The 26,448-nt window shown below is 50.4% G+C and carries 25 protein-coding genes; 13 read left to right on the top strand and 12 right to left on the bottom strand.

Annotated elements, in window-relative coordinates; translation table 11 throughout:
* Positions 1-218: 218 nt before the first annotated feature.
* On the bottom strand, positions 219-926 hold the full coding sequence (gene bshB1 / locus ACN0YH_RS17295; RefSeq protein ID WP_417380827.1) for a bacillithiol biosynthesis deacetylase BshB1: 708 nt from the start codon (positions 924-926) through the stop codon (positions 219-221).
* Between the two features lie 214 nt (positions 927-1,140).
* Between bshB1 and ACN0YH_RS17290 the strand changes: the two genes are divergently transcribed.
* The 8 genes from ACN0YH_RS17290 to ACN0YH_RS17255 all read left to right on the top strand — a co-directional run bounded on the left by ACN0YH_RS17290 (position 1,141) and on the right by ACN0YH_RS17255 (position 11,711).
* Positions 1,141-1,434 (top strand): hypothetical protein, encoded by a 294-nt coding sequence (locus ACN0YH_RS17290; RefSeq protein WP_417380826.1) that lies wholly within the window; start codon positions 1,141-1,143, stop codon positions 1,432-1,434.
* A gap of 298 nt (positions 1,435-1,732) precedes the next feature.
* Entirely contained in the window at positions 1,733-5,251 is a 3,519-nt protein-coding gene (locus ACN0YH_RS17285) for a DUF1553 domain-containing protein (protein WP_417380825.1), read from the top strand.
* A 3-nt stretch (positions 5,252-5,254) separates the two neighbouring features.
* Complete coding sequence (locus tag ACN0YH_RS17280) at positions 5,255-6,712, top strand: DUF1501 domain-containing protein (protein ID WP_417380824.1); 1,458 nt, start codon at positions 5,255-5,257, stop codon at positions 6,710-6,712.
* Between the two features lie 36 nt (positions 6,713-6,748).
* The gene (locus tag ACN0YH_RS17275; RefSeq protein ID WP_417380823.1) at positions 6,749-7,456 is read left to right on the top strand and encodes a DNA alkylation repair protein; all 708 of its coding nucleotides are present in this window, start codon (positions 6,749-6,751) and stop codon (positions 7,454-7,456) included.
* 1,298 nt (positions 7,457-8,754) lie between these two features.
* A complete protein-coding gene (locus ACN0YH_RS17270; protein WP_052301238.1) occupies positions 8,755-9,351 on the top strand; it encodes a hypothetical protein in 597 nt (198 codons plus the stop codon).
* Complete coding sequence (locus ACN0YH_RS17265) at positions 9,351-9,959, top strand: hypothetical protein (protein ID WP_149303050.1); 609 nt, start codon at positions 9,351-9,353, stop codon at positions 9,957-9,959. The genes ACN0YH_RS17270 and ACN0YH_RS17265 overlap by 1 nt, the downstream gene beginning before the upstream one ends.
* Positions 9,946-10,359, top strand: a complete 414-nt coding sequence (locus tag ACN0YH_RS17260) for a hypothetical protein (protein WP_002645525.1) — start codon at positions 9,946-9,948, stop codon at positions 10,357-10,359. Before ACN0YH_RS17265 ends, ACN0YH_RS17260 begins: the two co-directional genes overlap by 14 nt.
* On the top strand, positions 10,356-11,711 hold the full coding sequence (locus tag ACN0YH_RS17255) for a hypothetical protein (protein WP_417380822.1): 1,356 nt from the start codon (positions 10,356-10,358) through the stop codon (positions 11,709-11,711). Before ACN0YH_RS17260 ends, ACN0YH_RS17255 begins: the two co-directional genes overlap by 4 nt.
* A 70-nt stretch (positions 11,712-11,781) precedes the next feature.
* Here ACN0YH_RS17255 and ACN0YH_RS17250 read toward each other — a convergent pair whose 3' ends face one another.
* Positions 11,782-12,528, bottom strand: coding sequence for a DUF4145 domain-containing protein (locus tag ACN0YH_RS17250; protein WP_417380821.1), 747 nt, complete (start codon positions 12,526-12,528; stop codon positions 11,782-11,784).
* Between the two features lie 537 nt (positions 12,529-13,065).
* Positions 13,066-14,472 carry a cation:proton antiporter gene (locus ACN0YH_RS17245; protein ID WP_417380861.1) on the bottom strand — a complete coding sequence of 469 codons (1,407 nt, stop codon included), beginning with the start codon at positions 14,470-14,472 and terminating at the stop codon, positions 13,066-13,068.
* Positions 14,473-14,860: 388 nt separating this feature from the next.
* Between ACN0YH_RS17245 and ACN0YH_RS17240 the strand changes: the two genes are divergently transcribed.
* Together ACN0YH_RS17240 and ACN0YH_RS17235 are read left to right on the top strand one after the other, a co-directional pair.
* Positions 14,861-15,082, top strand: coding sequence for a DUF2007 domain-containing protein (locus tag ACN0YH_RS17240; RefSeq protein WP_417380820.1), 222 nt, complete (start codon positions 14,861-14,863; stop codon positions 15,080-15,082).
* A 392-nt stretch (positions 15,083-15,474) separates the two neighbouring features.
* Positions 15,475-15,999, top strand: coding sequence for a hypothetical protein (locus ACN0YH_RS17235; protein ID WP_417380819.1), 525 nt, complete (start codon positions 15,475-15,477; stop codon positions 15,997-15,999).
* A 582-nt stretch (positions 16,000-16,581) separates the two neighbouring features.
* Here the strand turns inward: ACN0YH_RS17235 and ACN0YH_RS17230 are convergent.
* From ACN0YH_RS17230 to ACN0YH_RS17210, 5 genes are all read right to left on the bottom strand, one after another.
* The gene (locus tag ACN0YH_RS17230; RefSeq protein ID WP_417380818.1) at positions 16,582-17,601 is read right to left on the bottom strand and encodes a DUF1559 domain-containing protein; all 1,020 of its coding nucleotides are present in this window, start codon (positions 17,599-17,601) and stop codon (positions 16,582-16,584) included.
* A gap of 339 nt (positions 17,602-17,940) precedes the next feature.
* Positions 17,941-18,549: a hypothetical protein gene (locus ACN0YH_RS17225; RefSeq protein WP_417380817.1), complete on the bottom strand. Its 609-nt coding sequence runs from the start codon at positions 18,547-18,549 to the stop codon at positions 17,941-17,943.
* Between the two features lie 109 nt (positions 18,550-18,658).
* Complete coding sequence (locus tag ACN0YH_RS17220; protein ID WP_417380816.1) at positions 18,659-19,078, bottom strand: hypothetical protein; 420 nt, start codon at positions 19,076-19,078, stop codon at positions 18,659-18,661.
* Between the two features lie 105 nt (positions 19,079-19,183).
* Positions 19,184-20,329: a polysaccharide lyase 6 family protein gene (locus ACN0YH_RS17215; RefSeq protein ID WP_417380815.1), complete on the bottom strand. Its 1,146-nt coding sequence runs from the start codon at positions 20,327-20,329 to the stop codon at positions 19,184-19,186.
* A gap of 100 nt (positions 20,330-20,429) precedes the next feature.
* Positions 20,430-20,909, bottom strand: a complete 480-nt coding sequence (locus tag ACN0YH_RS17210) for a TIGR03067 domain-containing protein (RefSeq protein ID WP_417380814.1) — start codon at positions 20,907-20,909, stop codon at positions 20,430-20,432.
* Positions 20,910-21,127: 218 nt separating this feature from the next.
* On the opposite strand from ACN0YH_RS17210, the gene ACN0YH_RS17205 reads away from it, so the two are divergent.
* Together ACN0YH_RS17205 and ACN0YH_RS17200 are read left to right on the top strand one after the other, a co-directional pair.
* Positions 21,128-22,072: an endonuclease/exonuclease/phosphatase family protein gene (locus tag ACN0YH_RS17205; protein WP_417380813.1), complete on the top strand. Its 945-nt coding sequence runs from the start codon at positions 21,128-21,130 to the stop codon at positions 22,070-22,072.
* A gap of 191 nt (positions 22,073-22,263) precedes the next feature.
* Positions 22,264-22,590: a hypothetical protein gene (locus ACN0YH_RS17200; protein ID WP_417380812.1), complete on the top strand. Its 327-nt coding sequence runs from the start codon at positions 22,264-22,266 to the stop codon at positions 22,588-22,590.
* Positions 22,591-22,667: 77 nt separating this feature from the next.
* Here the strand turns inward: ACN0YH_RS17200 and map are convergent, their stop codons facing one another.
* The 3 genes from map to ACN0YH_RS17185 all read right to left on the bottom strand — a co-directional run bounded on the left by map (position 22,668) and on the right by ACN0YH_RS17185 (position 25,213).
* The gene (map, locus tag ACN0YH_RS17195) at positions 22,668-23,414 is read right to left on the bottom strand and encodes a type I methionyl aminopeptidase (protein ID WP_417380811.1); all 747 of its coding nucleotides are present in this window, start codon (positions 23,412-23,414) and stop codon (positions 22,668-22,670) included.
* Positions 23,415-23,474: 60 nt separating this feature from the next.
* Positions 23,475-23,909, bottom strand: coding sequence for a VOC family protein (locus ACN0YH_RS17190; RefSeq protein ID WP_417380810.1), 435 nt, complete (start codon positions 23,907-23,909; stop codon positions 23,475-23,477).
* 92 nt (positions 23,910-24,001) lie between these two features.
* Positions 24,002-25,213 carry an alpha/beta hydrolase fold domain-containing protein gene (locus tag ACN0YH_RS17185; RefSeq protein WP_417380809.1) on the bottom strand — a complete coding sequence of 404 codons (1,212 nt, stop codon included), beginning with the start codon at positions 25,211-25,213 and terminating at the stop codon, positions 24,002-24,004.
* A gap of 291 nt (positions 25,214-25,504) precedes the next feature.
* Between ACN0YH_RS17185 and ACN0YH_RS17180 the strand changes: the two genes are divergently transcribed.
* Positions 25,505-25,939 carry a hypothetical protein gene (locus tag ACN0YH_RS17180; protein ID WP_417380808.1) on the top strand — a complete coding sequence of 145 codons (435 nt, stop codon included), beginning with the start codon at positions 25,505-25,507 and terminating at the stop codon, positions 25,937-25,939.
* Between the two features lie 54 nt (positions 25,940-25,993).
* Here the strand turns inward: ACN0YH_RS17180 and ACN0YH_RS17175 are convergent, their stop codons facing one another.
* Positions 25,994-26,362, bottom strand: a complete 369-nt coding sequence (locus ACN0YH_RS17175) for a potassium channel family protein (protein ID WP_417380807.1) — start codon at positions 26,360-26,362, stop codon at positions 25,994-25,996.
* Between the last annotated feature and the right edge of the window lie 86 nt (positions 26,363-26,448).

The raw sequence follows: 26,448 nt of genomic DNA, 5'->3' as shown, positions 1-26,448 counted from the left end.
TTTCTGGAAAAGGGATTCAGATCGTACTTATCTGAAAACACACCTGCCACACGCTGGGAATCGAAGACATTCTTAATACTCTTCATCAAAGTGTAACCGATGAAAGTACGAATTTTCAAGGTTGAACCAAAATTCAGCTACCAGACAGGCTTATTTTCCACCCGAAGCAGCGGTAACGACTCGATTGACGAAATCAGCATACCTAACCATCTCTACGCTCATTCCGCAGACGTTAATGGTAGAAAACTCTGAATTCCGATCTCTTCCCGACTGGCAAAAGGTTCACCATAAGCCCGATGAATCGTCCAGCCCCAGTACCGGGCTCGATCTTTGATGTCGTCCAAGACGGTCGGATGTTCGGTCGGGCGGCCTGTAATCAGCTGGCTTTCATAACACTGCACCGCCTGCATTTTCTGGTCAATATACTCAGAAATATCAAAAACAAAGCTCGGCTTGGGATGAATCCGCAAGTGGATACTCCAGAAATAATACATCTGAGGCGGCCAGTAACGTTCCCCCGGCATATCCGTTTTACTCAGCTTTGCCCAGAAACGAGCCGCATCCACCAACTGGCTGGCAGCCACATGATCGGGATGCACGTCTTCCCAGTACGGAGCCAGAATAATCCGCGGACGCTGTGTCCGAAAGACAATCGCCAACTCACGCCGTGCTTCCAGGTTCGACTCCAGACTCCGGTTCGGCAGTCCCAGATTCGCACGCCAGTCCAGATCCAAGACCGCGGTAGACGCAGCCGTCTCCTGTTTCCGGATCTCCGGGCTGCCATAAGGCGTTGGTTCACCATTGGTTAACTCCACAACCCCCACGCGCATCCCTGAAGCTTTGCAGGCCAGAATCGTGCCTCCCACACTGATTTCCGCATCATCAGGATGCGGAGCCACCACAAGTACATCTAAAGCAGAATCCACGTAAACTCCTTCACAGCCGGGCTGAAAGACACCTGAGTCCCCTGTCTCAAACAGGGGTAGACTCAGTTTTCAAAATCACTAAAATGCCGCACTCTCTCTCACGGGGATCTCCCCAACTCAACAATTATCACATCTAAAATTAGGTGACCATCAATCTTAACGGTTGAGGACCCGCTTGTCCTCATCTGGCGTGGATTGTATGGAGGAACATCTCATGAAATCGTTGATTTTGACCTCTCTCGTCCTCTCTTCAGTGTTATTTATTGGTGCCGGTTGTAATGCCATCATGCAGCCTATCTCAGAACTGAACCGCGAAACCATGCGGGCCTTCAAACCCAAACCGTTCGACGCAGACTGGAGTGGAGAAGAGGAAATCGACCAGTGGAGCTATGTCGGCGATGAAGCCCGCGGCGATCGCCCCAAAGAATCCGATCCTGATGGCTGGTGGCAAAAATACGTCATGAGCAACAAAGCCCGTAATATCGAACGTAATCTGGGAATCGAATAACCCCAGAGATCTGAGTTCATTCGTGAGTAACATCTCCCGGCAAAACGGGACATTTTCTTGCATCTGCTCACTCCGGAAGTTAAGATAAGAGGTGGCTTTAGAGCCTCCTACTTTATTTGAACTTACCTGCTGACCGTTTTCCAAACCGTCAGCTACCGTTGATCTTACTGACCGACGGACTGGTGTCACCAAACCTGAAATGGCAATAAGGGAATCAGGCGACACTCTGATGCGACTCTGCAAGAGTGTCAATTCACCTGCGCTCCCGCCTTGCATTCCTACCCGAAGGTGAATACCCATGTTTGATCTCTCCCTGAGACCAGTTTCTCAGGCAGGCCTCGCATTCCTGCTCATCACCGCTACCACTGCGGTCTACGCGGAATCTCCCGCAACAAAAGTACCAGGGAAATCCGCAACCAATATCGACGTCGATTTCAATCGCGATATCCGTCCGGTCCTGTCTAAAAACTGTTTTCACTGTCACGGCCCCGATGAAGGCACCCGCGAAGCCGACCTCCGACTCGACGAGCGTCCCGCCGCCATCGCCAAACTCCCCAGCGACGCACATGCGATTATTCCCCACAAGGCTGAGCAAAGCGAACTCTTTCTGCGCATCACTTCCACTGATGAAGACGCCGTCATGCCCCCTCCCGATGTCGGGGAAAAACTGACCGAAGCACAGATCGCAAAGATCAAAGCCTGGATCAACCAGGGCGCCCCCTACTCAAGGCACTGGTCCTTCATTCATCCAGAACGTCCACCACTCCCGAACATCACACAACAGAAGTGGCCGACCAATCCCATCGACCACTTCATCCTCGCGAAACTGGAAACATCCGGCTTAAAACCCAGTCCGCAAGCCAATCGCTATACTCTCATTCGCCGCCTCAGTTTCGATCTCCGTGGCCTGCCTCCTACCCAGACAGAAGTCGATCAGTTTATCAACGACACCTCGTCCGACGCCTACGAAAAACTCGTCGATCGCTGCTTAGCTGATCCCGCGTACGGCGAACGCTGGGCCCGGAAATGGCTCGACCTCGCCCGTTATGCCGATTCCAAAGGTTACGGATCCGATCCCCTCCGCATGACCATCTGGCGTTACCGCGACTGGGTCATCTCCGCACTCAACAACAACATGCCCTACGATCAATTTACGCTGGAACAACTGGCCGGCGATCTCCTCCCCGAAGCCACACTCGAACAGCAGATCGCAACCGCCTTCCACCGTAATTCGATGACCAATACCGAAGGCGGCACCGATGATGAAGAATTCCGCGTCGCCGCCGTCAGCGATCGCGTCGATACCACCATCCAGGTCTGGATGGGCCTGACCATGGGTTGTGCCAAATGTCATACTCATAAATACGATCCGATCTCGCAGAAGGAATACTATCAGCTCTACGCCTTCTTCAATCAGACTGCAGACAACGACCAACCCACCGATGCCCCTACCATCGCTGCTCCTACTAAAGCGATGCTGCAGGAAACCAAACGCATCAATTCCGAAATCGCCGCCCTCAATAATATTCTGCAGACACCAACCGCAGAACTCGCTGCCGCCCAGCAGAAATGGGAAACCACTCTCCAGGCGAAACCCGACTGGCAGACGCTGACGCCGCTCGCCGCGACTTCGTCCTCCGATAAAACGAAACTTGAAATCCAGGAAGATCAGTCCCTCCTCGCCAGCGGACCCCCTTCCAACGAAACCTACACCATCGAAACCCAGGTCGATCTGCAGACCCTCAAAGCCCTGCGACTCGAAGTACTCCCCGACCCCAGCCTGCCCGCTCAGGGACCGGGCCGCGCCGCAGATGGTAACTTCGTCCTCTCCGAAATCAGCCTCACCAGCAAACCACTGGCAGCAGACACCCCCGTGCAGGGACAGTTCCTGCGTATCGAACAACAGGGAACCCAGAAGCAGATCCTCTCGCTCGCTGAAGTCCAGGTCTTCCAGCATGACCAGAACATCGCCGGCCAGGGAACCGCTACTCAATCCAGCACCACACATGACGGCCCTGCCAGTCTCGCGATTGACGGCAATACCGACGGCCACTTCTTCAATGCCAAATCCACCACTCATACCAACACCGAAGTCGCTCCCTGGTGGGAACTCAAATTGAAAGAAAATACTCCGCTCGATCGCGTTGTCATCTGGAATCGCACGGATGGTTCCGGCGAACGTCTCGCCAACTTCAAAGTCAGCCTGCTCGACGCCGAACGCAAGGTCGTCTGGCAGACCATTGTCACCGACTCTCCTAAACCGTCGGTCACTCTGCCTGTTTCGAACGAACGTTCCCTCCCGGTTCGCCGCGCCTTCGCTTCCTTCTCGCAGACAGGTTTCCCGGTCACCGCCAGCATCAATCCTGCCAGCAAGAATCAGAAAGGCTGGGGCATCGCGCCACAGTTCGGCAAACCCAACTCCGCTTACTACATCCTGGAAAACAAACCCACCGCAGACACCGGCAAACAGCGTCTGCTCATCACATTGGCTCACAACTATAAAGATCCTCAATACGCCCTCGGACATTTCCGACTCTCCTATACGACAGAATCCAAACTGGAACCCCGACTCAAAGTCAGCGATGACCTCCTCGCCATCGTCGACACAAAACCAGCAGACCGCAGCCCCGCCGACCAGAACAAACTCGCCGCCTACTACCGCAGCATCGCTCCTGCTTTGAAACCAACGCGAGATCAGATCGCCAAATTGAATAAAGCCAAGCCCGTTTATCCGCAACTCCCCGTCATGCAGGAACTCCCGGCCGACAAACAGCGCGAAACCCACATCATGGTCCGAGGCAGCTTCCTTACTCCCGGCGATCGCGTGGAACCCGCTGTGCTCAGTTCCTTCAACTCGCTTCCCCCAAAAACACCCGCGAACCGGATCGCCGTCGCCCAATGGCTCACCGATCCTAAAAATCCGTTAACCGCCCGTGTCGCCGTCAATCGCCTCTGGTCTCAACTGTTCGGCAAAGGACTCGTCGTCACCGAAGAAGATTTCGGCACGCAAGGCGAACTCCCCAGTCATCCGCAACTCCTCGACTGGCTCGCCACCGAATTCGTCAGTAACGGCTGGGACATGAAAGCACTCCTCAAAACCATCGTCATGTCCAGCACTTACAGGCAGGATTCCACCACCCTGCCCGTGCATCTGCAGCAAGATCCCAACAACCGTCTGCTCTCGCGGGGCGCCCGTTATCGACTGGAAGCTGAAATGATCCGCGACCAGGCACTCGCCCTGAGTGGCCTGCTTAACCGAAAACTCGGCGGCCCCTCCGTCTACCCCGTTCAACCCGAAGGCATCTGGCGGGCCGCGTTCAACGGTCAGCGAACATGGGCTACCAGTAAAGATAATGACCGCTTTCGTCGCGGACTTTACACCTTCTGGCGCCGAACCGTCCCCTATCCGTCCATGGCCACCTTCGATGCCCCCAGTCGCGAAATCTGTACGATCCGACGCATCAGCACCAACACGCCACTGCAGGCGATGATCACCATGAACGACCCCGTCTTCATCGAAATCGCCCAGGCACTCGGCGAACGCCTCTTCCTCTCGGGAGACTCGCCACAAGCCCGCATTGAATATGGATTGCAACTCTGCCTGGTTCGTCCTCCCCAGCCCGAACAGATTGAACCGCTGCTGAAACTCTACGAATCGGAACTCGCGTTTTACAAAGCCCATCCCGAAGAAGCAGAGAAACTTCTGGAGAACCCGCTGAAACCGATTTCCGCTCAATACGACAAAGCCGAGCTCGCTGCCTGGACAATCATCGCCAATGTACTGCTCAATATGGATGGTGTGCTCACCAAAGGATAAATCATGAATCTCAAACAACAACAGCTGCAGGCAGTCACCCGACGACATTTCCTCGCCCAGGGTTCCACCGGCATCGGTTCTCTCGCGCTGGGCGCTTTGCTCGCCGAGAACCAGCCCCTCGCCGCCAGTACGCCTGCCAAACAAGATGCCGAACTCCCCGCGTATCGGCTGCCGACCAAAGCCAAAAGCGTCATCTTTCTGCACATGGCCGGCTCCCCTCCACAGCAGGAACTGTTCGACTACAAACCCGAACTCATCAAACGCAACATGCAGCCCTGTCCCGATTCGTTCCTCAAAGGTCGTGGCTTCCCCTTCATCAAAGGGCACCCCAAGATGCTGGGGACCCCCTACAAATTCAAACAGTACGGCGAGAGTGGAACCTGGATGAGCGAACTGCTCCCTAACTTCCAGCAGGTCGCCGATGAAATCACCGTCATCAAATCGATGCACACCGACCAGTTCAATCACGCGCCCGCCCAACTGTTCCTCTACACCGGCTCCCCCCGTTTCGGCGGCGCCTCGATGGGTTCCTGGATCACCTACGGACTCGGTTCTGAAAACAAGAACCTCCCCGGCTTCATGGTTCTGCTCAGTGGCGGCAGCGATCCCAGTGGCGGAAAAAGTCTCTGGGGCAGCGGCTTCCTCCCTTCCGTCTATCAAGGCGTACAATGTCGCACCACAGGCGACCCCATCCTCTACGTCTCCAATCCCAAAGGCATCAACCGCGATGTCCGCAGACGCAGCCTGGATGCCCTCAAGTCGCTGAATGAATTCGAACTCAAACAGTTCGGCAACCCCGAAACCCTCACCCGCATCAACCAGTACGAACTCGCGTTCCGCATGCAGATGTCGGTTCCCGAAGCCGTCGACCTCGCCAGCGAAACCAAAGAAACCCACGCACAATATGGCACGACCGGCGGCGCCCCTTCGTTCGCCAACAACTGTCTGCTCGCCCGTCGCATGGTCGAACGCGGCGTCCGCTTCATCCAGCTCTTCGATTACGGCTGGGACATGCACGGCACCGGGAAAGGCAACGACCTGATGACCGCCGTCCCCAAGAAAGCCAAAGACATCGACCGCCCCCTCTACGCGTTGATCTCCGATCTCAAACAGCGCGGACTGCTCGATGAAACGCTGGTTGTCTGGAGTGGAGAGTTCGGCAGAACCTCTATGAACGAAGAACGCAACGGCTCCAAGTTCCTCGGACGCGACCATCACCCCCACTGCTACACCATCTGGATGGCCGGCGGAGGCATCAAAAAAGGCTTCTCCTACGGCCAGACTGACGAACTCGGTTACTTCGTCGCCGAAAACAAAACCAGCGTCCGCGATCTGCAGTCCACCATCCTGCACCTCACCGGATTCGAAGCCCGCAAATTCAATTTCCCCTACCAGGGACTCGACCAGCGTCTCATCGGCCCCGCCGACGAAGACCACCTGATCAAAGATATTCTCGCGTAAGCAGTCAACACGTTCTCTCGCTACAGGAGAATCAAGATGACCGTCACCGAAATCATCGCGCAGCTGGAAGACCTGGGAAGCGAATCCACCAAAAGAGTCCTGATGAACCACGGCGCCTGCGAACCTGTGTTTGGCGTCAAAATCGCCGAACTGAAAGTTCTGCAGAAGCAGATCAAAACCGATTACCAGTTGGCCCTCGATCTGTACGACACCGGGAATTACGACGCACAGTACCTCGCCGGCCTGATCGCCGACGCCGACCGCATGACAAAGAAAGACCTGCGTCGCTGGTTGAGCAAAGCCAACTGCATCACCCATTGTGGCACCGTTGTCGCGGGAGTGACCGCCGAAAGTCGTTACGGTAACGAACTGGCACTGGAATGGATCACGGCCAGCAAAGAAGCCAAAGCCCAGACAGGCTGGACAACGCTCAGTAATCTCGTTTCGATCAAAGACGACGCCGACCTCGACCTGCCCGAACTCAAGCGACTGCTCAAACAGGTCGCCCAGACGATTCATCAGCAACCCAACATGGTGCGCTACGCCATGAACGGCTTTGTGATTTCCACCGGCTGTTATGTCAGCAGCCTGACCGACGTCGCGTTGCGCACTGCTGAAAAGATCGGCACTGTCTCGGTCGATATGGGTCAGACCGCCTGCAAAGTCCCCGCCGCCGTCGACTACATTCACAAAGTTCAGCAGCGCGGCACCATCGGCAAAAAACGTAAGACAGCCCGCTGTTGAAAGGCAGACAATACTCAATTGATGTTTGAAGACGCGCATCTGGTCACTCCTCCCTGAGTTCACCTGATAAAATAGTGCTGTATAAAGTGAGTCGCTACTGAAAAGATTCCTCTTGACGCTTGCCCGCCGTTTCCCATCATTCCCGCTTATAAGTGTGTCGCGCGCGTGGTCCAGTATTTTTGCAGTTGATCAACCCGAACCACTGAGAAGATTCGCACTATAAAAGTCCCCTGTTTCAGAACCATTTTGAACCAAAGCTGCTCAAACATTCTCTGTGTATCGCCACACATCGCGCCCCTGTCACAACGGAACGCCCCGGCATCGCCCCCGTGTCGGCACAGGTCAGCCAATATCGCCACAAATTTTGTAGCATCAGCTCTTGACCTGCCCACGCCCCTGAAGAAAATCTCACCCACTGGCACAACATTTTTCCGTCCCCCCAAAGTTACAAAGAAAGTTTTCATTTTCTTCCAGGCCTTCCATTCGAAAACACGAGCATTCCATAACAGAAGCAGAAGCGCATCACATTTACCCATAGCGTTTCTCAATTCGAACTGTTGTTAGATAAGCGGGACAACCGACGCGAATGTCCTGCGGCTAATCAGTCATACCGGCTGACGAATCACCCCCAGAAAATCAGCCGCACGGCGTTAGCCGCGGTTAACATTGATATTGAAAAACAGAAATTAAGTAATTCACGCTCGGAAAGAAAAAAAACGCTGTCTGCCCCCACAATCAGCTCATGTGTGGCACTGTTGGCCCGCCAACAGTGATCGAGCAACCAGCCTCCACCAGCAACAAAATGGTTGGCCCAAATAAAATTCAAGCAGGAAGCAGCCAGAACAATAACCCGCTCATGATACGGAAAGCCATCAGCCAGGCGAGGTGAAGATCGGGAAGTAGAACACCTTCAAACCTGAAGCCTACTGTATATATCGTCAATTTTGAGATACCGCGTTCCTGGGCGAATATTTACGGAACAATGACCGGACAATAGCTGTTACCCGGTCCTTAAATGTTAGTTCAAGACCAACATGCTCATAACAACACTGTAGTGAACAGTAAGAAAAACCGATAATCGATATAGGAAATTCATTCTAAAATCAGTAAATGGGATCTCCTGAAATAGTCTTTATTATTTCAAAGGCATCCAACTAAGTTATTGAAAATGTTTCACAAACAGATTCTAATCATAGCAATAGCACTTTAGTACATATGTTCAAATGTGAAATCAGAGTACAACTGTATGAGTCATAGAATCAAACATATTGGAAGCACTTAGCTCCAGGAGACTCTTAATGCCCACTATTAGTCGTCGTAATCTTGTCCTGTTGATGTTGGGAATAGACCCAGACGGCGAGATCGCTAAAGGCATCGGTGGAATTACACGTTTGCAAAAACTTCTTTATTTATTGGAGCGTGAGGAGAATCTGACTCCTACTGAAAATGGATTTGATTTTTCTGCATATAAGGCTGGTCCATATTCTTCAAAACTATATGACGATTTGGAGTTTTTAGAGAACCTCGGATTTGTTGAATCTGAAGTGACCGCTGATGCTACTCTTGGAGAGGCAGCAGAAGTAGAGTTGCTCGATTTTGAAGAATTGCTCGGTGACGGGGCAGAGAACTCCAATGATGAAGCTGTGGATGGAATAGCTGCAGCTGATGCTTTTGAAGAACGTCGATTTAAAATTACAGATGAAGGAACGCAACGGATACAGTCCCTTCTGGAATCTGAAGAATACAAACCTTTAAGTGAAGGAATCCGTCGCGTCAAACGGAAATATGGCACATACTCCCTATCTGATTTGTTGTATTATGTCTATGAAAAGTATCCAGACATGACCGTAGAATCGGAAATTAAGGATCAGGTTTTTCGAGGACGAAATAAATAATGTGTCATTCCGAATTAATTGAACTGTTACTCGGAATTCATGTCGCTGTATTACTTGGATCACTAGCAGCTTTCTATGCTTACAGTGACCGAACTGATGGCTTTGCTGCATCACTCAAGGGGAACAACGAAACACTACGAGAACTACGCAGAAAAATTTGTAGAGCTCTAGAAATAAATTTAAATCCGGTTTTTGAGAGTCCGGGTGCTGTTCCTTCACCGGTTCTCGGACCAAATGGTGGAACTTATGTTGAACGCTCAGTAAATCCAGTTGGTAGTGAAATTTACCGTGAATCCATTCGCGATTTTCTAGAGGATCGAATTGAATTCATTTGCGATTATCATTCGCTTTTTAATGCAAGCAAAAGATGGTGTTTCTGGACTGATTCGTTCAGAAATATTGTTTTGGGTTTGTTCTGCTGGCAACTTTTTTCGAGCTTTATATTTCTAATAGACAAAGCAACAAAAGTTGATATTTCATTATGGGTCCTTGCATCATTTAGCACGATTTCTGTATTAGCAATTATGTCTGCAATTATATCTGTCATATTTCGATTAATTCATTACCGAACAATAGTATCCGTGAGGTTAAAATATGCTGAGCTTTGATCTTGAATCAAATTTGCTCGAACCAGTTGCTAATTATCAAAGACGCAAAACGTTCAGACGTCAATATGACGAATTGCCATTTTACGAATATCGAATTGACCTTTTTGGGTTTTCGCAAAAATTAGGGAGCACTGTGGCTGTAGAGTTGAAATTGTCTAAATGGAAAAGAGCTTTTGAACAAGCAAGTATTTACCAGCTTTGCGCGGATTTCGTTTACATTGCACTTCCCTCTATAAACATCGCTAAAGTCGATATATCTTTGCTTCAAGAAAACGGTATTGGTTTGATTAGTGTCTTTGAAACAGGACGCTGTCGCCAAATAATTGAACCACTTCCCTCACCAGTTGTTCGTCCCCATTACCGTGATCATTACATTGACCTATTAATGGGAACTGAATGATGCCAGTTGTTGAACCAAATTTGATCCTACGTTTGGGAACTCATGCTGAAAAAGAATACTTCGATAAGACCCTGCGTTTTTTTGATGGTTTGGCGGTCAATGCCAATTTAGTTGAAGCTACACCTGGAGCAACAGCTAGTCTTTTGGTTAGGTTCGGTGGTAAAAAAAGGGAGCTTCCTTTTTACATAGACCCTATGACTTATGCCTTCGGAGAATATGCAGACAGAAAAGGAGTATTACGACGTGATCTAGATTGGATAAAATCTGATCAAAAACGAAATGGTGAACTAATACGCGATTACAAAAGATCATATAGTAAATTAGCAAATCAGCTTGGCGATCCATTTGCAGAGGCACTAGAAAGAAATTCATCTGTTACTTGGAACGATTTCAATAACTCAAATATAGAATCTGCATGTAGTCAAGTTGCTGAATACCAGTTGCACAGAATCGCAGAGGAATTTTCATCAGATTCTGAATTAGTACAATTTATTGATAAAGTACCAAGACCAGTCGCTGTTTATGCACCTTACTTCTACATCGAACCTAGCAATGAGAACGAATGGCTTGATCTTAATCTCAGATTAGCTACTACCACTGCCAGAAATATCACATCGCATCCCGTCCATATAATGATCTGTGCTGATTCCTCTTTTCTGTTAAATAAGAAATTCATCGAACGAATCAAGGCAGAGCTACCAAGTACTGGTGTGAAGGGAGTTTGGTTTTGGTTTAGTGCTTTTCAGGAAGATTCTGCAAGCATTGAGCACTTGACCGCTTTTCGAAATTTAGTAGAAACATTAAGTGACAAGGTTTCTGTTTATAGTCGACATGGTGGTTTTTTTAGTATGGCTCTTAGTAAACATGGCCTTTCAGGCCTCAGTCATGGTGTAGGTTATGGCGAACAAAAGGATGTTATTCCTATAATTGGGCAGTCTACCCCCACAGTTCGTTACTACCTTCCACAGGTTCGCAGGCGATTTGGAGTACCTCAAATTGAACGGTGCTTTGATTCATTAGAGATTAAAACCCCCAAAGATTTCTATAAAAAAGTCTGTGGGTGCGTAATTTGTAAAGGGATTATTTCTGATGAAATACATGCTTTCGCAGAGTTTGGTGAAATGCATCGATCTACCCCAAAATCTAAAAGACTAGCACAGACACCAGCTGCAGCAAAACGTTGTCGTTATCACTTTCTCCTTTCAAGAATCGCAGAACGCGACTGGATTAAATCGGCAAGTAACGAGGAAATAATCGGCAAATTGAAGGCTGCAGCAGAACTATGGGGAACACAAACCACACTTAGCGGAGGCACTACTCATCTTGAAAGATGGCAAGAAGTACTAAAATAATTAGGGAAGTATTAAAAGTTTCAGCGACTCTGTTTCCACTTCAGCCCCCCTTTTGCCCGTTAGATATGTTTCAAGTTTTTTTGCGAGTGTTTGACTTCTGTGATGTTAGCTTCTTTGTACTCTTTTTAGATTTACTCATTGTAGTTCTACGTTTCCTAAGTGCCTCAGCCTTTGTCGGCAATATATAAATTGTATTAATCAATCCTTCAACAATTTCTAAACCATCCTCTATATCCTGACTTGATGGAGTGGTCATTTCATGTAAAGCAGAATTTCCAATATATCGTTCTTCATGAAGTAAATCTGCTTGTGCCTTTGTTAGTAAATTGCGTTTTGCCAATTCATCAATTTTTTTCTGCAAATTCCCATTGTTAATCTTTTGGCTAAGACAGATTGCTTCTACAGTAGCCCGAAGCCCACCTCCAGCCATTGTCCTTGCATTCACATTGAAACAATCAATTGTTTCTCGGTACATCTTCCATACGTTTTCTGGGACTAAAGGTTGTTCTTCTTCAAAATTGTCCCCAAACTGAATTGGTTTGCGTAATTCAGACTCAGATTCATCGTTTGGGTAAATCTGAATATCATACGGATCACTTCGATGATCTGGCGGATTGTACTCTAGTTCGATTCTAAATCGCCGATATCTAAATGTATCACATCCCATACATTGTATTAACTGATTGAATTCATCATGAGTCCAACCAGTATCTGGATCACCATACTCTTTCTTCGTTTCAAACAATACTAAATGGTTTCTGTAACCATGCCCACATTTGGAACATCGAACCTTAACCACTTTTTCTCTATCGTTCATAACCTTTCTCCAATGGGCCGACATATATAAATAAAGAATTAACGGGAGTAACGTCTACTCTCTGCAAAGAACTCATCAAAACGAAGGGATTTAAAGGGGTCAGACCCCGATTCCCTCTTCAGTTCATCATTCTTCCTGTCATGCTACCGCGGTACATTAAAAGTTCGGTTGAGTGGCTGACCCTGCGCGTCTCGATTCATTGTGGCCCGCCAATGCTGGATGTATAGTACAGAATAAGAATGTTCAATTGTTAATATCCAGGTGCGCAGAATCAAGCGTAAGCATCGATAATTAAGGAAATCAGCTCCTGTAGCCGTCTCCGTTTCGATTTTTGTTATGTGGGCAAGATTTAAGGGTTCAGGAATTATTTGTTTGACTCCTGAACCCTTTTTATCTTCTTGTTTATCTGCGGTAGCTCGTAGTATGGGGACAGTTAAGTGACAGGCTTACGCCCTATCCTCGCGCGGCCTGAAGATCCTGAGATCGGGTTGACGGTTTGAGTCGAACCGAACCCCGCGAGCAGGTTGCGATCAGTAGTTATGGGGCGTCTGTTTTGCCCTGCCCCGTGAGGCCCAGCCGGCTGAGCATCGGCCCAATGCTCAGCCCGCCGACGAGGATTGAGAAGGCGACGACGACGTAGGTCATGGTCAGGATGAGTTCACCGACGTTGTCGTACTGCGATTGCCGGGCGTGGATCTCTTCCTTGAGCGAGAGCGCGAGGGCAACACTGATTCCGCCACGCAGGCCGCCCCAGGTCATGACCTTGATCGCGTGCGGCGTGAATTCCCGGCCGGTCACCTTCTTCAAAATAGTCATCACCGTGCCTACGGACAGGAACCGCGCCAGCAGCGCTGCGGGGATTGCCAGCGCCCCGGCCAGCAGGTACTGCCCCTTGAACGACAGCACCAGGACCTCCAGCCCGATCAACACAAACAGCACTGCGTTGAGCAGTTCGTCCACCAGCTCCCAGAACGTGTCCAGGTGCTCGCGCGTTTTATCGGACATCGCCAACGTGCGGCCATGGTTACCCAGGATCAGCCCCGCGACCACCATTGCCAACGGCCCGGACAGATGCAGCTTCATCGCCAGCGCATATCCGCCCGTCACCACCGCCAGCGAAAGTAAAATCTCCGTCGCGTAATGATCAATTGATCGCAGCAGAAAGAACGCGAGCAGTCCCAGCACAAAGCCCAGCGCAATCCCGCCGCCCGCTTCGAGGGCAAAGAGCTTCGCGACGTCGACAGGTTTCGTCTCTGCCTGCTCCCTGCTTTTTTGAACATCGTGCGGAAGTTCACCTGCGCTCTGCTGAACGATGCGATTAGACTCATCCGGCTTATTTAGGTCTACAGGCGACTCATCATGCCCACCCAACCCTGCGATGCCCAGGAGCGCAATAAACACCACCACGCCCACACCATCGTTAAACAGCGATTCACCGGCGATCTTGGTCTCCAACGACTTGGGTGCGCCGAGACTCTTGAAGATCCCCAGGACCGCGATCGGGTCGGTGGGAGCGACGATCGAGCCGAAGATCAGACAGTAGATGAAACGGACTTCAATGCCGAGCCAGCCGGTGATGACGTAGGTGAGCCCGCCGACGATGAACGTCGTGGCGAGGACGCCGATGGTTGCGAGCAGGGCGATGACCGCAGTTTGTTTCTTGAGGTCGTTGAGGTTGACATGTAACGCCCCGGCAAAGAGCAGGTAGCCGAGCATCCCCTGCATCAGCGTCTGGTCGAAGTCGATCGAGCCCATGAGTGTTTCGGCCGCGGTGAGCACATAGGCCCCCGGTACGATCCAATCAATCAGCAGCAGGGCGACCGCGTGCAGCATGGCCAGCAGCATCAAGCCCACCGTCGTTGGCAGCTTGAGCAGTTTATGGTTGATGAACGCGAAGGCCGCTGCAAGGGCCACGAGGATGCCGGTGATATCGAAGAAACTCATGGGCATCATTATACGGTACTTTACCCGGAAGAAAAGGGGCAGGCCTGAATGGCACTGTCATTTTTCGATTTGTGCGTACTTTGACGTTGGTCTATAACAGGCAGATAGAAAAGGGGTCAGATCAATCTTACTGTCATTCAACTGTGCTGCGTTAAAATTCGGTTGAGTGGCTGCTCCTGCGCGTCTCGATTCATTGTGGACCTCCGATGCTGGATGTATAGTACAGAGTATTCATGTTCAATTGTGAATATCCGACTGCGCAGATTCAAGCGCAAGTATCGATCGTTAAGGAAATCAGCTCCGTAGCCGTCTCCGCTTCGATTTTTGTTGGCCGATATGTGAAACGGGGGAGCTTGATCTCATCAAGTTCTCACCAGGAGTACTGACCATGGCTGCTCAACACGACAAACTTGTGACTGTGACCACCGCTGCGAATGAACTGGAAGGAGAACTGATTGTTTCTCTCTTGAAAGAGCACGGGATAAAAGCGACCAGCACCGGAGGCCTGACCGCGCAGTTCCGGGCGGAAGCACCCGGAGTGGTTGAGGTGCTCGTCATGCAGGATCAAATGGCAGCAGCCAGTTCGATCGTCGCGAAACAGAACGGCTAACGTGGGCAGCAGCAGGAATGTACGAGCCGATCCCGAGCAAATAAGTCGATACCACGGGCTGACACATACGTTGGCCCCTGCTCTCAGGTACTGAAAGACAAACGGGGGCAGACGGGAGTCGTAGTTGTAAAACGACGAAATTTCGTGCCGTCTTTGCTTTGGAAGGACACACTGTTAAAATAAAGTTGATTCCTGGTTGGGGTCGGTTTCAGAGTGAGGCCATCTGCGAACTGTCAACAACCAAGTCAGACAAGTCACGGATAACATCATCTCATTTTTGTGTCCGCCCGATTTTGAATCCAAGACGTTATGAGAGAGAGAGTTTTTAAAACTTCTCGCGAATTAACGGCACGGCTCAACGCAAATCGTGACTACTATCGGAGATCGAGCAAATGAAGTCAGAGACGACGAAAAAGTCCGAGCTGGGCGAGCCCGACTCGCACGTGATGATGCGGCATGCAAAAACGATCATTCGTTTCCTGTTAATCGTCGCACTGATTGCGACGAGCGTACTCTTATTATTCTTTCGCCCGGCGGCCTATCTGGCAGCTATACCAGTACCTGTATTGCTGCTTGGTTACATATTAGTAAGTTATCTGGAACGGCAATCCAAAGCCAAAGTGCTTCGCAGTAAAAACCTGTCGACCATTTCCCAAGAAGAAGTAGAAATGGATGTCGAATACGCGGGCATTTATACCGCCCTGGCCTTGACGCTGTTATTAGCTTTGGGAACTTTCATCGTGGCTGCGACGATGGTCGAAGATTGGTCGATGACAGGGCTGGTCGCAGCAGTCTTTTTGCTCCTGTCGGTCTTTATCCTCTTTCCTTACATCCCACTGTTTATTGCAGACGCAGCACATGACGAGCGCGAAAAGCTTCAACACGAAGCTGAACTGCGTGAAGAGCCAGAAGAATGAACCCGCTATGAATACCTTAAAGGTGTTGCCCTCCATTCCTGCCCACTTTTAATCGTCCTCGCAGCAACGGGAATCGGTATATTGATGAGTTTTCTGCAGTCACTTGAAATTGATCAGATCCTCAATTTGGCTGAAGGGATTCTCTGGATTTCCATTGCGTCGGTATTTCTCTTCCGACTTCGTCACACTCAGAAAAACAGGGATTTATCGATCACTTGTGTCATCGCTTTTGCGCTCTTCGGAGTCTCCGATTTTATCGAGATAAACACTCGGGCATGGTATCAACCGGCTTCACTATTCATTCTGAAAGCCTGCTGCGTTTTGACGTTGGTCACCGTATACATCATCTACGGCAGACGTCGGAAAATTCACTCTGATACTTAGAAGCGGTCAGAACTTTAGAGCGCATCACATTTAACGATAGCATCTCTTAATCTAATAGACTCGGGTCAAAGAGCCCTGGAGACGTAACAGTAAAACGGGACACCGTCTGGAAACGTGAAAGGGAGCAAACCCCGAGACCCCGTCTTCCGAATTGAAAACGAGCGACTTTGCGGTCCTTTTTTTACTCACGATAAGGGCTTACCATTCACTTGTGATCCGTTCGCCATCGTTGCGCACACATAACTGGCGGAAGAGTTTATTGTTTATGTTTTTGGCCATCGATTTGACAGAACCATCGGCAAGTGCAAAAACTACGACACCATCGTGCCACGAACTGAATGTCAGATAGAGGGGACAGCCAGCCATCTTATCCTCCACAAGACCTAAACAGAATCCTTTGGGGCGGCCTTCCAGGTTGTAACCCTCATGATATAACCATTCGCCATCATCTGAGACGATGCTTCCTGCCAGAGCACTGTGGCTGTCTGCCCAAAAACCATAGGTAGACTCTCCTATGAGAAGTGTATTCGATTCGCCATCAGTGATGTCACGAAATCGGGTCCCACTGTTTACATTTAAAATGCCTCCTGAAAAAATAGTGCGCCCCGGTCTCACTTCGACAAAACCTTTATGAACGCCGCCGACGCCACGATAGGTGGAGTAGCCAAGCCCCCCCGGACGATTGGAGGGCAAAGGGGCGCTGGGGCATACATAACTCTCAACATTCATTCGACAGGCCTCTTTACTGTCTGTCGAAAACTTGTCGATATTGTAATTCACATGGATCATCGACTCCCCCATTTGGGGAAGAATCAATGCCTGCCAGGTCCACCAGGGCGAGATTTCCCATTCTGAAATGTGATATGCTCCCTCGAGACCACCATTGATCGTGGCTTCCCGAAACGGAATATAGACTACTTCCGGGAGCCTGACATTGGCATTCGCAGGACCAATCTCTGAACCATCCAGAACCCAATCCTGAATCCAGCCAGACGGAAAACTGCGAAAGGAAATTTCATAGTTATGAGTCGCCAGGGAGATCTGCTTAAGATTGTTGATGCACTCGGAGATTCGTGCCGTTTCGCGAGCCCGCTGAACTGCGGGAAGAATCAGTGATGCCAGCAAAGCGATAATCGCCATCACCACCAGAAGCTCTATTAAAGTAAAACCGCGTGATCCGCGACCGCTTTGAGTACGGTATTTTATTGCCGTAGCCATGGGGATTCTCCTCAAGTTAATAACGGTTCAAAAACCGAAATTGATAGAATTCCCACGAATCGATGAAGCTGGCTGATGGGCTGGCAAGAGTCGTGGCAGAAAACGAGATGCAATCTCTACATATGTATATTGATGTATTCTCATTTGAATTCAAGAGCAAAAAACTCATTCGATCAATTTTTTGCAAGATCACATGTTGAATTCGTTGATGCATTGAAACGAAGGGGGCGAGCCCCTCTCATCAGCCGAACGGCGTGAACCGCGGCTTCTGCTATCACGCGACTAACCGGGGTTTATGTTCTGTGGCTCAACAGGAATGTCGCTTTGAACCATACAAACCTAATCACGTTTGACTGGTGAAACAAAGCCATCCGAATCAGACTTGCCAGATCCCTGATTTTCAGGAGGCGCGCTGCCGATAAAGCATGGTCCTGAGGGATCGGGCGCGACACGGGGTTGCCTGTCGAATGAGTTGACGTTCCCGATTTCCAGATTCCAGTAATTTTCGCCTCGACTCACGCCTAACGAATATTCATGCAGCCTGCCCTCCACTGCTGTGCCGTACCAGCTGATCGAGTCAAAGCCCGTCGGTACATTTTCGTAGAGCACTCCCTCCCAGGTCACGCCGACGTCTGTCACCAGGTTCTGGCACATAGGGTTGTAGCGTCGTTCCGGAATGCAATAGGTGTTGATGTCATCCAGCGACCAGCGCGCTTCCAGGGCAGAGGTGACTTCTTCAGGAGACGCGAACTTCTGCTCTGTCTCCGTTGTCACTTCCGAGGAATTTCCGGTCGACTTATCGGGAACCGCCTGAGTGCAGCCCCACATCGTCATCAGGATTGCCAGGTTGAGTATCAGATGACGCAGCATTCGGTGACAGCACATAGGATTCCCCAGAGATTTCACATCATGGATTGATGTGACTTTTGGTTCGAGCATTCGTTCCATGATACCAGCCTTGTACAGTAACACAATCAAAAGTATTTCCGGGGATAGGTTTTTTAGAATCTGTTTATTCTGGACCAATGCGTTTCAATGTTGTCGAGCCTATACTAAATCAGCGTGATTCAGGTAGGGTTCTTTGATCAGGCCAGTCTGGAAAATCTGGTTTTCGTGGAAATGAGTTGATAAGTCGAGAAGCCAACAGGAAGCCGGCCTCTGTGATCCGACATGCTGTGAACGTCGGATCGGCAGGAAGTGCGAAATCTCCATTCCCTTCTATCAGTTCAGGATGTTCGTGAATCAGACGAATCAATGCCTGGTATCGGGATTCGATCTCTTCCGTCAGTTCCCCCTCTGCGGTATACAACTTCTGAAGACAGGAACGCCGTGCGAAACGACTCACACATTCTTCGGAAGTAATATGCCCGGTATAAAAGAGCGAGAGTGTCAGAATCTGATCGGTATTCGACGTCCAGGTGTGATCTTCCGGGCTGCCACCACGAAAATAAGCAGCAAGTACCAATGGATTTCTCAATTGATGTGAGATGCATAGTCTTTCTCGTGAGGTCTAAGTTCACAGGGCATTTTTATTGATGCGAAATCAAACCACTTTATTTATTCTAATGCACACGGAGAGAACTCACTTCTGCTTCGCATCCGGACCGACGTCTTCCGGTTTCAATCGCTTGAGTTGTGGCTTACCCGTTCGGCGGGTGTTTTTGATCGTGATGTTCTCCGGCAGCAGTGTGCGCGAGCGACTCCCCAGACCGTGCCCCTGGACGATTTCTTCGCCCGCGTTATCGATCAGCGTGTTGCCTTCGATGAGTACGTTCTTAACCTGCGTATGCTGATTCAACTTCGGGTTCGGCACTCCCGCACTTAAAGCAATCGCGCCGTCAATCCGGTCGCCAACCCCTTCGATATGGTTGCCGATGATCTGGTGCCCTTCTCCGACAACGCGAATGCCACCCGAATGCCGGTCGCCGTCACCCAGGATCAGGTTTTCGCGAACGATGCAATTGTTGCCGTGCCGCAATGTCAGAGCGCCTGCGCAGCCGACGATGGTGTTGCGTTCGTAAATATTGTCGCATGACTTGTTGGAAATGAGTTCCACTTCGCCGTCACAGTTTTCGAACAAGTTCTCAGCGACCACACACCGGGCTGATTTCATGGACGTTTCACTGGTGCCAATCCGCAGCGTTTCAAAGCCGTTGCCATTCCCCCGCGAACGATTGAGAAAGTGATTGTGTTCGATCCGATGCCGCCCCACTTCGCCATCGTCGTCCAGCCAGACCACCAGCGTGGTGCCGGAATGATTCTGCCCGGTAAATCGGCAATGATCGACGCGATGATGATGGCCGTACAGACTCATCCACTGGTAGCGGACGTCGATGCTTTCAGGGTTATAGCCTTCGATGGTACAGCGGGTCACCCGGTTATGAGCGCCCCGCACTCGGATGACATGCCCTGTCTTCAGACTGCCGTTTCGAAACGTGAAGCCGTCGAGAACCACATATTCGCCGCGCAGATTCAGTTCCGACGCGCCCGTGAACGCGACCTGCGACTGCACGGTAATCGGTTTTGCTTCCGTTCCCTTGAGTATGAGTTTTATTTTGACATCGGACCAGTCTGCGCCGACGAGTTTGATGATGTCCCCCGGTTTCGCTAACTTCGCAGCGGTTTGCAACGCGGCCGGCGTTTCCACGCGGACCTCTTCCGCATTCGCGAGCATCGGGCAGATTGCCAGGAAGAGAAAGGGCAATAACACACAACGTCGTTTTAGCATTTTAATTAATCTCAGTAACATGTATCTCATCAGGAAAGACATTCGGCTCTGCGCAACCTTCATCTCGGTATTTGACTTTCCGTTTAACTTACGAGGTTCCCTACTCCGACTTTTCTCTCTCAAACGTCACTAGAATGTGCTGATTCTCGGCAGTCGAGGAAAATTCGGTCGGACGACTCTGACCAGCGGCAGCGAAACACAGCTTGCGGGTATTCTTTTTGAGTTCGTAGATCCCCAGCAGCGTTTGTCCCTGGTCCTGCCCTGAAGTTGGCATGAAGTCGATCGTCTTGGGTTTCTGTGTCGGATCAATGGTGCTGGTTCCCTTGGCGATCTCGTTCCCTTCAGATCGCAGGCTCCAGGTTCCATCCGCAGCGTTAACCACTGTGATTTTTCTGGCATCCTCGTCCTTGGATTTGTTACCATTGACTTCCAGGGTCTTGATCCTCCAGGTTCCTTCAATCAGCTTGTGGTCTTTTTTGATCGCGGCCTCTTTCGCATCGTCGGCGGAAGCAATCGTTGTCATCGACGTGAGCAATAGAAATATTCCAACGAACAGAAATCCGAAATGAGCGCGTTTCATGATATTCCCCTGGGTAGAAGTCCGGGCTGGCAGTCGTCACACTGAATACGATGCTTCATCATAGCCGACCTGCTGGTAACCCACAACTTTTTAAAATAGAAACGAAAAACAGGCTGCCGATAAACCAATGAAAATGAAGCATAATAACGTTTCGAAAGCATAATAAAGGAAATCCTGAAAGTCCCCCCCACCTTACAGAAATTGAGGAAAGCACCAATATGCAGAGCCTTTCTATCCGCCTGTTAACCAGCAGTATCGCATTACCAGCTCTCTTTTTCCTCTGCCGGGTTTCTTCCGGTCAGGAACCAACTTCCCCCGAAACACTTGACCGTCCGCTGCGGGTTCTGACGGCGAACATCTGGAACTATGCAGAACCCTACGACGTACGAATGAAGTTGTTACGCACTCAGATCACCGCACTGCAGCCTGATGTGATCGGCTTTCAGGAAGCGGGTTGGAAACCGGAAGAAGAACACCAGGTCAAACAGTTGCTGCGGGGCATGAACTACTTTATTGAACATGAATCCGATGGTTCTGATACCAAAGAACGCCGGCTGCTGGATGTGGCGGTCGCATCCCGCTGGCCTTTGAAACGCAAGGCATTCCAGAAACTACCCGGCAGTGGCAAAGCGCTGGCAGTGGAGATCGCAGTACCACAGCCCATCGGGCGTCTGTTGTTTGTTTCCACATTCGGGACGGCGCGCTGGCAGTTTGACCGCGAACTCCAGCGCGAACGCGATGCCGTAGCGTTGGACCGCTTCATTCGCGAAATCAGCGATCCCAACGGCTTCCCCCCGATCATTGCCGGCGACTTCGACGCCACGCCTGACTCTGCCGGTATCCGTTATCTTACCGGACTTCAAAGTCTGGATGGACACAGCACGCATTACTATGATGCGTGGAAAGCTGCGGGTAACCGGGGTGCGGGCTATACGTGGACCACGCAGAATCACTACGCTAAAAAAACCACCGAACAGTTCTGGCATCTGCCCGACCATCATCGCCGCATCGATTACATCTTCCTCGGTTCCCCTCACCATTTCCGCGGATATGCACGTGTTGTCTCAACGCGCGTCGTGCTCAATCAACCTGTCGGGAAAGACTGGCCCAGCGACCATTTCGGCGTTCTGGCAGAGATCGCGACGACACCAGAGGGCCCCTGAAGCGACAGGCATCCACAAATAGCAATCATACAATTAACGCATTTTTCATGAGCCATGAAACAGCATCGTGCTTCCGTGGTCATTACAATTACTGATCAGTTCGATCATCTATAGTTCGTGAAAACTGCGTCGACACGAAGAGGTCGACCTGCGATTTCGTTTCAATTAAAAAAGTAAGGTTCATTTCAATCATGCGCTGGCATCTGATCGCAGGAATCGTGACTTCACTGTTCGGCCTGTTTTTAATTGCGGGCGGCCTGTTGCTGCTCGGTTCGCTGGCATACTACAATATTAAGCATGGGCCCCTCGAATTCAGCAACGGTGAATACGCGGCGCTCGACAGCGTCGCTCTCACCTGGAAAAATATTTTACGAGGCAGTTCCTCGCTGCTTACAGGCATAGGGATGTCCATCTCGGGAGTCTGCTGGTTAAAACAAAAAATCCGCTATGGGCTGATCCTGTTTTTCATTACGCTGGCTTTCTCAGGGATCACGAGCGCAGTCATTCGCAATATGTAAAGCCATTCAACCTATGCTTGGGAGCATCAGCGACGCCCCATGTAATAGAGACCGAGTTGAATGCCATGGCCAGCGGTTCAGACCACCGTCAGCAGGATTGGCTTGCCCTTCGAAATGACCAGGGTATGCTCGAACTGGGCTGACAAGTTTCCTGCCTCCCCTGCCAGGGTCCAGCCATCATTGCCTTCCGTGACGATTCTGCTTTTCGTTGACAGGAAAGGCTCGATGGTAATGACGAGCCCTTCATGCAAAACCCTGGTATCTCCTGGTACATAATAACCGGGTATCTCACCAGGTTCCTCGTGCAGACCTCGCCCGACACCATGGCTACACAGGTTACGAATGATGCGAAAACCGGTTTGTTTCGCGACTTTCTGAATCGATTTCCCGATCCCATTCAGCGGACGACCTGCCCTTGCAGCGTGACAGGCCTCGGTTAAAGCCATCTGAGTAGAAGCGATTAATTTGTCTTTGAGAGGATTACCCGGAGGCACAACGAAGGTGCCGCCCGTGTCTGCAAAATAGCCGTTCTTCTCAGCAGAGACATCAATGTTGACGACATCTCCTGGCTGAATCACCCGCTCTCCGGGAATCCCATGCGCGGCTTCTTCATTGACGCTGATGCAGGTATAGCCGGGAAAATTGTATGTCAGTTTCGGAGCGGACCTGGCCCCGAGAGATTCCAGCAACGCTTTCCCCACCAGATCCAGTTCACCTGTGGTCACGCCCGGTTGTGTACAGGCCATCATTTCCTGCAGGGTAATCGCGACGATTCGGCCGATCTTTCTTAATTCCCTCAGGTCTTTAGCAGTTTCGATTGTCACGAAATATTCCTCATTCGTTTTTAAACCAGTAATCCAGTGCACGACTTTAGCATAAACAGATCAAGTCGCAAACAGCTGCGTTTCGATATCTTTGAAGGCTTTGAACTCCAGGGCATTGCCGCTGGGATCCAGAAAGAACATCGTCGCCTGTTCTCCCGGCTGACCGGCAAAGCGAATGTAGGGTTCAATCACGAATTCGATCTTCTGTTCGCGCAATCGATCCGCCAGCGAATTCCAGCGGTCCATCGTCAGCACCACGCCAAAGTGGGGAACAGGCACGCCATGTCCGTCAACAGGATTGGCGTGCGAAGCGATTTTCCCCTCGGGTCCCAAAGCCGGATTCAGATGGCAGACGACCTGGTGCCCGAAGAAATTGAAATCGACCCACGTCTCGGCACTCCGACCTTCACTACAGCCCAGCAGATCGCCATAAAAGGCTCTGGCTTCAGCAATGTCACGTACCTGAAAGGCAAGGTGAAATGGATCCACGGGCATAGGAAGTCTCGGCTGCTGGAGATAGTGGGAAGAAAACCTGTGACATCAATTTAACAGGCACATGCGACAGCAGCAAGCAAAAGAGACAATCGTTATTCGGCTGTCTGGGCCCCTTTGGCTTTGGTAATCAGAAAGTCTTCCAGTGAATCATACGGACTCTTTTCAGCAGGCATGCCAGGCGCCGTCACCGTACATTCCAGACCCTGCGCGTCCATCGCTTCCTTCAACTTGAGCCCCAATAGTACATGGTGCACCCAGATAGCCGATTCCGTATCACGAGTGACTTTCACATTGGGACGGCTGTATGTCATGTAAACACTCGCACGATCATCACTGTCGAGATGGCTGATCGGAGACGCGTCCTGCATCAATGCTTTAACGGCAGGTTTATCAATGTCCGCCTCACCTTCAATATTATAAAAAGCCGGCATCGCAGGCCCCATGGCCAGATCAGGAACGCCAAACCATTTTCGAAAGGTATGAATATCATAGGAGGGCTGGCCATTCATTGCCCCCGCTGCGAGGACGCGTGTTGATTGACGGGCGATCGGATCGTCACTGTCCGGATCGGCCAGATCATCATGAAAGGCGAGCCAGAGACTGATCCCGGCTCCCGCAGAACCACCAAAGCAGACCACGCGTTCCGGGTCAATATTCCATTCTTTCGCGCGATGTCGAATGGTCTGCAAGCCGCGGGCGGCATCGTGCATCTGCATAGGATACGGGCCCGTATCGGTCAGACGATAATTCATCGCTGCGACAGCCACGCCCGCTTTGTGACAGGTTTCCACCAGCCCCCGTTTCAACAGCGATTTATCTCCCCCGCGAAAACCACCGCCATGAATAAACAGGACCAGGGGAGTCGGTTTCTTCGCATCGGGAACCGGCCAGAGATCAAACCGCTGCAATTTATGTTCGCCATAAGCAACATCAGGCATGGTCGCAACGATCTTGGACGCATTATTACGTCGTGAGCGCGGGGTCCCTTTATTCTGGTTGCCTGCCCGAAATTTCCGTAGTTCTTCCCCACTTAATTTGCCATCTTTGTCCATGTCGGCTTTGGGAAATCGCTGCAGCATGCGTTTGAGTCGCGCCTGCATTTCCGGGCTGTCCTGCTGTTTTTTCACATGCGCCGCCAATTCACGAACCGACAGGACACCGTCTTTATCGGTATCGCTTTCCGGAAACCGTTTTAACAGTGCCGCGCGACGTGATTCCCTGTCATCGACAGGCCGCTTCGACTCCTGACTGAATCCCGTGGTACATGAAAAAAAACAAATTGAAATGATGATGTAATGTTTCATGCTGTTATTAACCCCAAACGACTGATCTGGTTTCGCGATTCATTCACATTTTTCAAATCAAAGATGCCTGGCCACCTAACCAGACGGACAACGTCTGACAATGATAACCAGAAACCATATCTGGATATTACATTCTTCACCGGAATTAAGAGCTTGTTGTCTGCTAACAATCTTATTTTTTGCAATATCATTTCAGTGTGAGATAGAATATACTATACACCAGTCTTGAGGACTCAATCATCAGAAGTCCTGTTGATTAAGCTTGTGTCTATTTTGCTCCAGGGTTTAAGCATGTCAGAACAGAATCTCAATTCTGATTTCCAGCAAAAGTCGTCTCTGCCAGTCGACATTGTGAAACTGCTGATGGTTCTGGCACTCATACTCCTGGCTGGAGCGCTCTCGCACTATTGGCAGGGTGCCATAATTTGCCTGGGGGCCTCCGTCGGCATGTTTCTGGCAGAACGATCTGGTTCCAGTCGCAGGCGGGAATTTCTGTTTCTGCTGGGTATTCCGCTGCTGTCTTACTGGCTGGTGCTCATGTCCTCCTTCCTGTTGCATTCGGATGGAGTCACTGCAGGCCAGATCAGCGTTTGGGCAATAATTGGTCTCTGTACCGGGATTGTTCCAGCGGCCCTGTCCGTGGTCGTTCTCAGTATTGCATCCGCTCTGATTGATTGGCTGACGGGACTGCGTCTGTTGAAACATGACTGGAATCAAAATAACTAACGAACAATTAAGAGATTACTCAATCTTAATACTTTGCTCCTCACAGGTTTGCTCTTAAGAAGTCTGCTCTTCACGTTCAATTTCAAAATGTCGGACCGCGGTATCATTCAGGGCACGAGTGGCAATCGCTACGGAAAGACCCACCGCCAGCATGCCGATCAGGCCAATTCCGACACTCACGATTTTTCCGATGGTCGTCTCAGGAGTGATATCACCATAGCCGATGGTCAAACCGGTGATGCAGGTAAAGTAAATCGCATCCCCAAAATCGATATTCTCATATCTCCAGATCAGAATCGCTCCCAGGAAAAGAATCAATAGCAACCCGTAGATAATCTCCTGAATATATGACGCATATCGCCTGAAAGCAGAGAGAAATTCGAGGAACAGAGGCAGACGCTTTTCGAGCAGATGGCGTAACATGGGACATTTTTCACTTTGCAAAAACGATTGAGAGAATCATAGACAAGCAATAGTCTGACTGTCGCTGATACGAATTCGAACCGGAT

The organism is Gimesia sp., from assembly GCF_048262075.1.
GTDB lineage: Bacteria > Planctomycetota > Planctomycetia > Planctomycetales > Planctomycetaceae > Gimesia.
Note: the sequence above shows the minus strand (reverse complement) of the source record. Positions and strands in the feature narration are given on the sequence as shown.

What these genes read in the sequence shown, in the direction of transcription:
- ACN0YH_RS17290 (WP_417380826.1), top strand. Translation starts at nt 1,141, where the DNA reads ATGAAATCGTTGATTTTGACCTCTCTCGTCCTCTCTTCAGTGTTATTT.
- ACN0YH_RS17285 (WP_417380825.1), top strand. Translation starts at nt 1,733, where the DNA reads ATGTTTGATCTCTCCCTGAGACCAGTTTCTCAGGCAGGCCTCGCATTC.
- ACN0YH_RS17280 (WP_417380824.1), top strand. Translation starts at nt 5,255, where the DNA reads ATGAATCTCAAACAACAACAGCTGCAGGCAGTCACCCGACGACATTTC.
- ACN0YH_RS17275 (WP_417380823.1), top strand. Translation starts at nt 6,749, where the DNA reads ATGACCGTCACCGAAATCATCGCGCAGCTGGAAGACCTGGGAAGCGAA.
- ACN0YH_RS17270 (WP_052301238.1), top strand. Translation starts at nt 8,755, where the DNA reads ATGCCCACTATTAGTCGTCGTAATCTTGTCCTGTTGATGTTGGGAATA.
- ACN0YH_RS17265 (WP_149303050.1), top strand. Translation starts at nt 9,351, where the DNA reads ATGTGTCATTCCGAATTAATTGAACTGTTACTCGGAATTCATGTCGCT.
- ACN0YH_RS17260 (WP_002645525.1), top strand. Translation starts at nt 9,946, where the DNA reads ATGCTGAGCTTTGATCTTGAATCAAATTTGCTCGAACCAGTTGCTAAT.
- ACN0YH_RS17255 (WP_417380822.1), top strand. Translation starts at nt 10,356, where the DNA reads ATGATGCCAGTTGTTGAACCAAATTTGATCCTACGTTTGGGAACTCAT.
- ACN0YH_RS17250 (WP_417380821.1), bottom strand. Translation starts at nt 12,528, where the DNA reads ATGAACGATAGAGAAAAAGTGGTTAAGGTTCGATGTTCCAAATGTGGG.
- ACN0YH_RS17245 (WP_417380861.1), bottom strand. Translation starts at nt 14,472, where the DNA reads ATGAGTTTCTTCGATATCACCGGCATCCTCGTGGCCCTTGCAGCGGCC.
- ACN0YH_RS17240 (WP_417380820.1), top strand. Translation starts at nt 14,861, where the DNA reads ATGGCTGCTCAACACGACAAACTTGTGACTGTGACCACCGCTGCGAAT.
- ACN0YH_RS17235 (WP_417380819.1), top strand. Translation starts at nt 15,475, where the DNA reads ATGAAGTCAGAGACGACGAAAAAGTCCGAGCTGGGCGAGCCCGACTCG.
- ACN0YH_RS17230 (WP_417380818.1), bottom strand. Translation starts at nt 17,601, where the DNA reads ATGGCTACGGCAATAAAATACCGTACTCAAAGCGGTCGCGGATCACGC.
- ACN0YH_RS17225 (WP_417380817.1), bottom strand. Translation starts at nt 18,549, where the DNA reads ATGGAACGAATGCTCGAACCAAAAGTCACATCAATCCATGATGTGAAA.
- ACN0YH_RS17215 (WP_417380815.1), bottom strand. Translation starts at nt 20,329, where the DNA reads ATGCTAAAACGACGTTGTGTGTTATTGCCCTTTCTCTTCCTGGCAATC.
- ACN0YH_RS17210 (WP_417380814.1), bottom strand. Translation starts at nt 20,909, where the DNA reads ATGAAACGCGCTCATTTCGGATTTCTGTTCGTTGGAATATTTCTATTG.
- ACN0YH_RS17205 (WP_417380813.1), top strand. Translation starts at nt 21,128, where the DNA reads ATGCAGAGCCTTTCTATCCGCCTGTTAACCAGCAGTATCGCATTACCA.
- ACN0YH_RS17200 (WP_417380812.1), top strand. Translation starts at nt 22,264, where the DNA reads ATGCGCTGGCATCTGATCGCAGGAATCGTGACTTCACTGTTCGGCCTG.
- ACN0YH_RS17190 (WP_417380810.1), bottom strand. Translation starts at nt 23,909, where the DNA reads ATGCCCGTGGATCCATTTCACCTTGCCTTTCAGGTACGTGACATTGCT.
- ACN0YH_RS17185 (WP_417380809.1), bottom strand. Translation starts at nt 25,213, where the DNA reads ATGAAACATTACATCATCATTTCAATTTGTTTTTTTTCATGTACCACG.
- ACN0YH_RS17180 (WP_417380808.1), top strand. Translation starts at nt 25,505, where the DNA reads ATGTCAGAACAGAATCTCAATTCTGATTTCCAGCAAAAGTCGTCTCTG.
- ACN0YH_RS17175 (WP_417380807.1), bottom strand. Translation starts at nt 26,362, where the DNA reads ATGTTACGCCATCTGCTCGAAAAGCGTCTGCCTCTGTTCCTCGAATTT.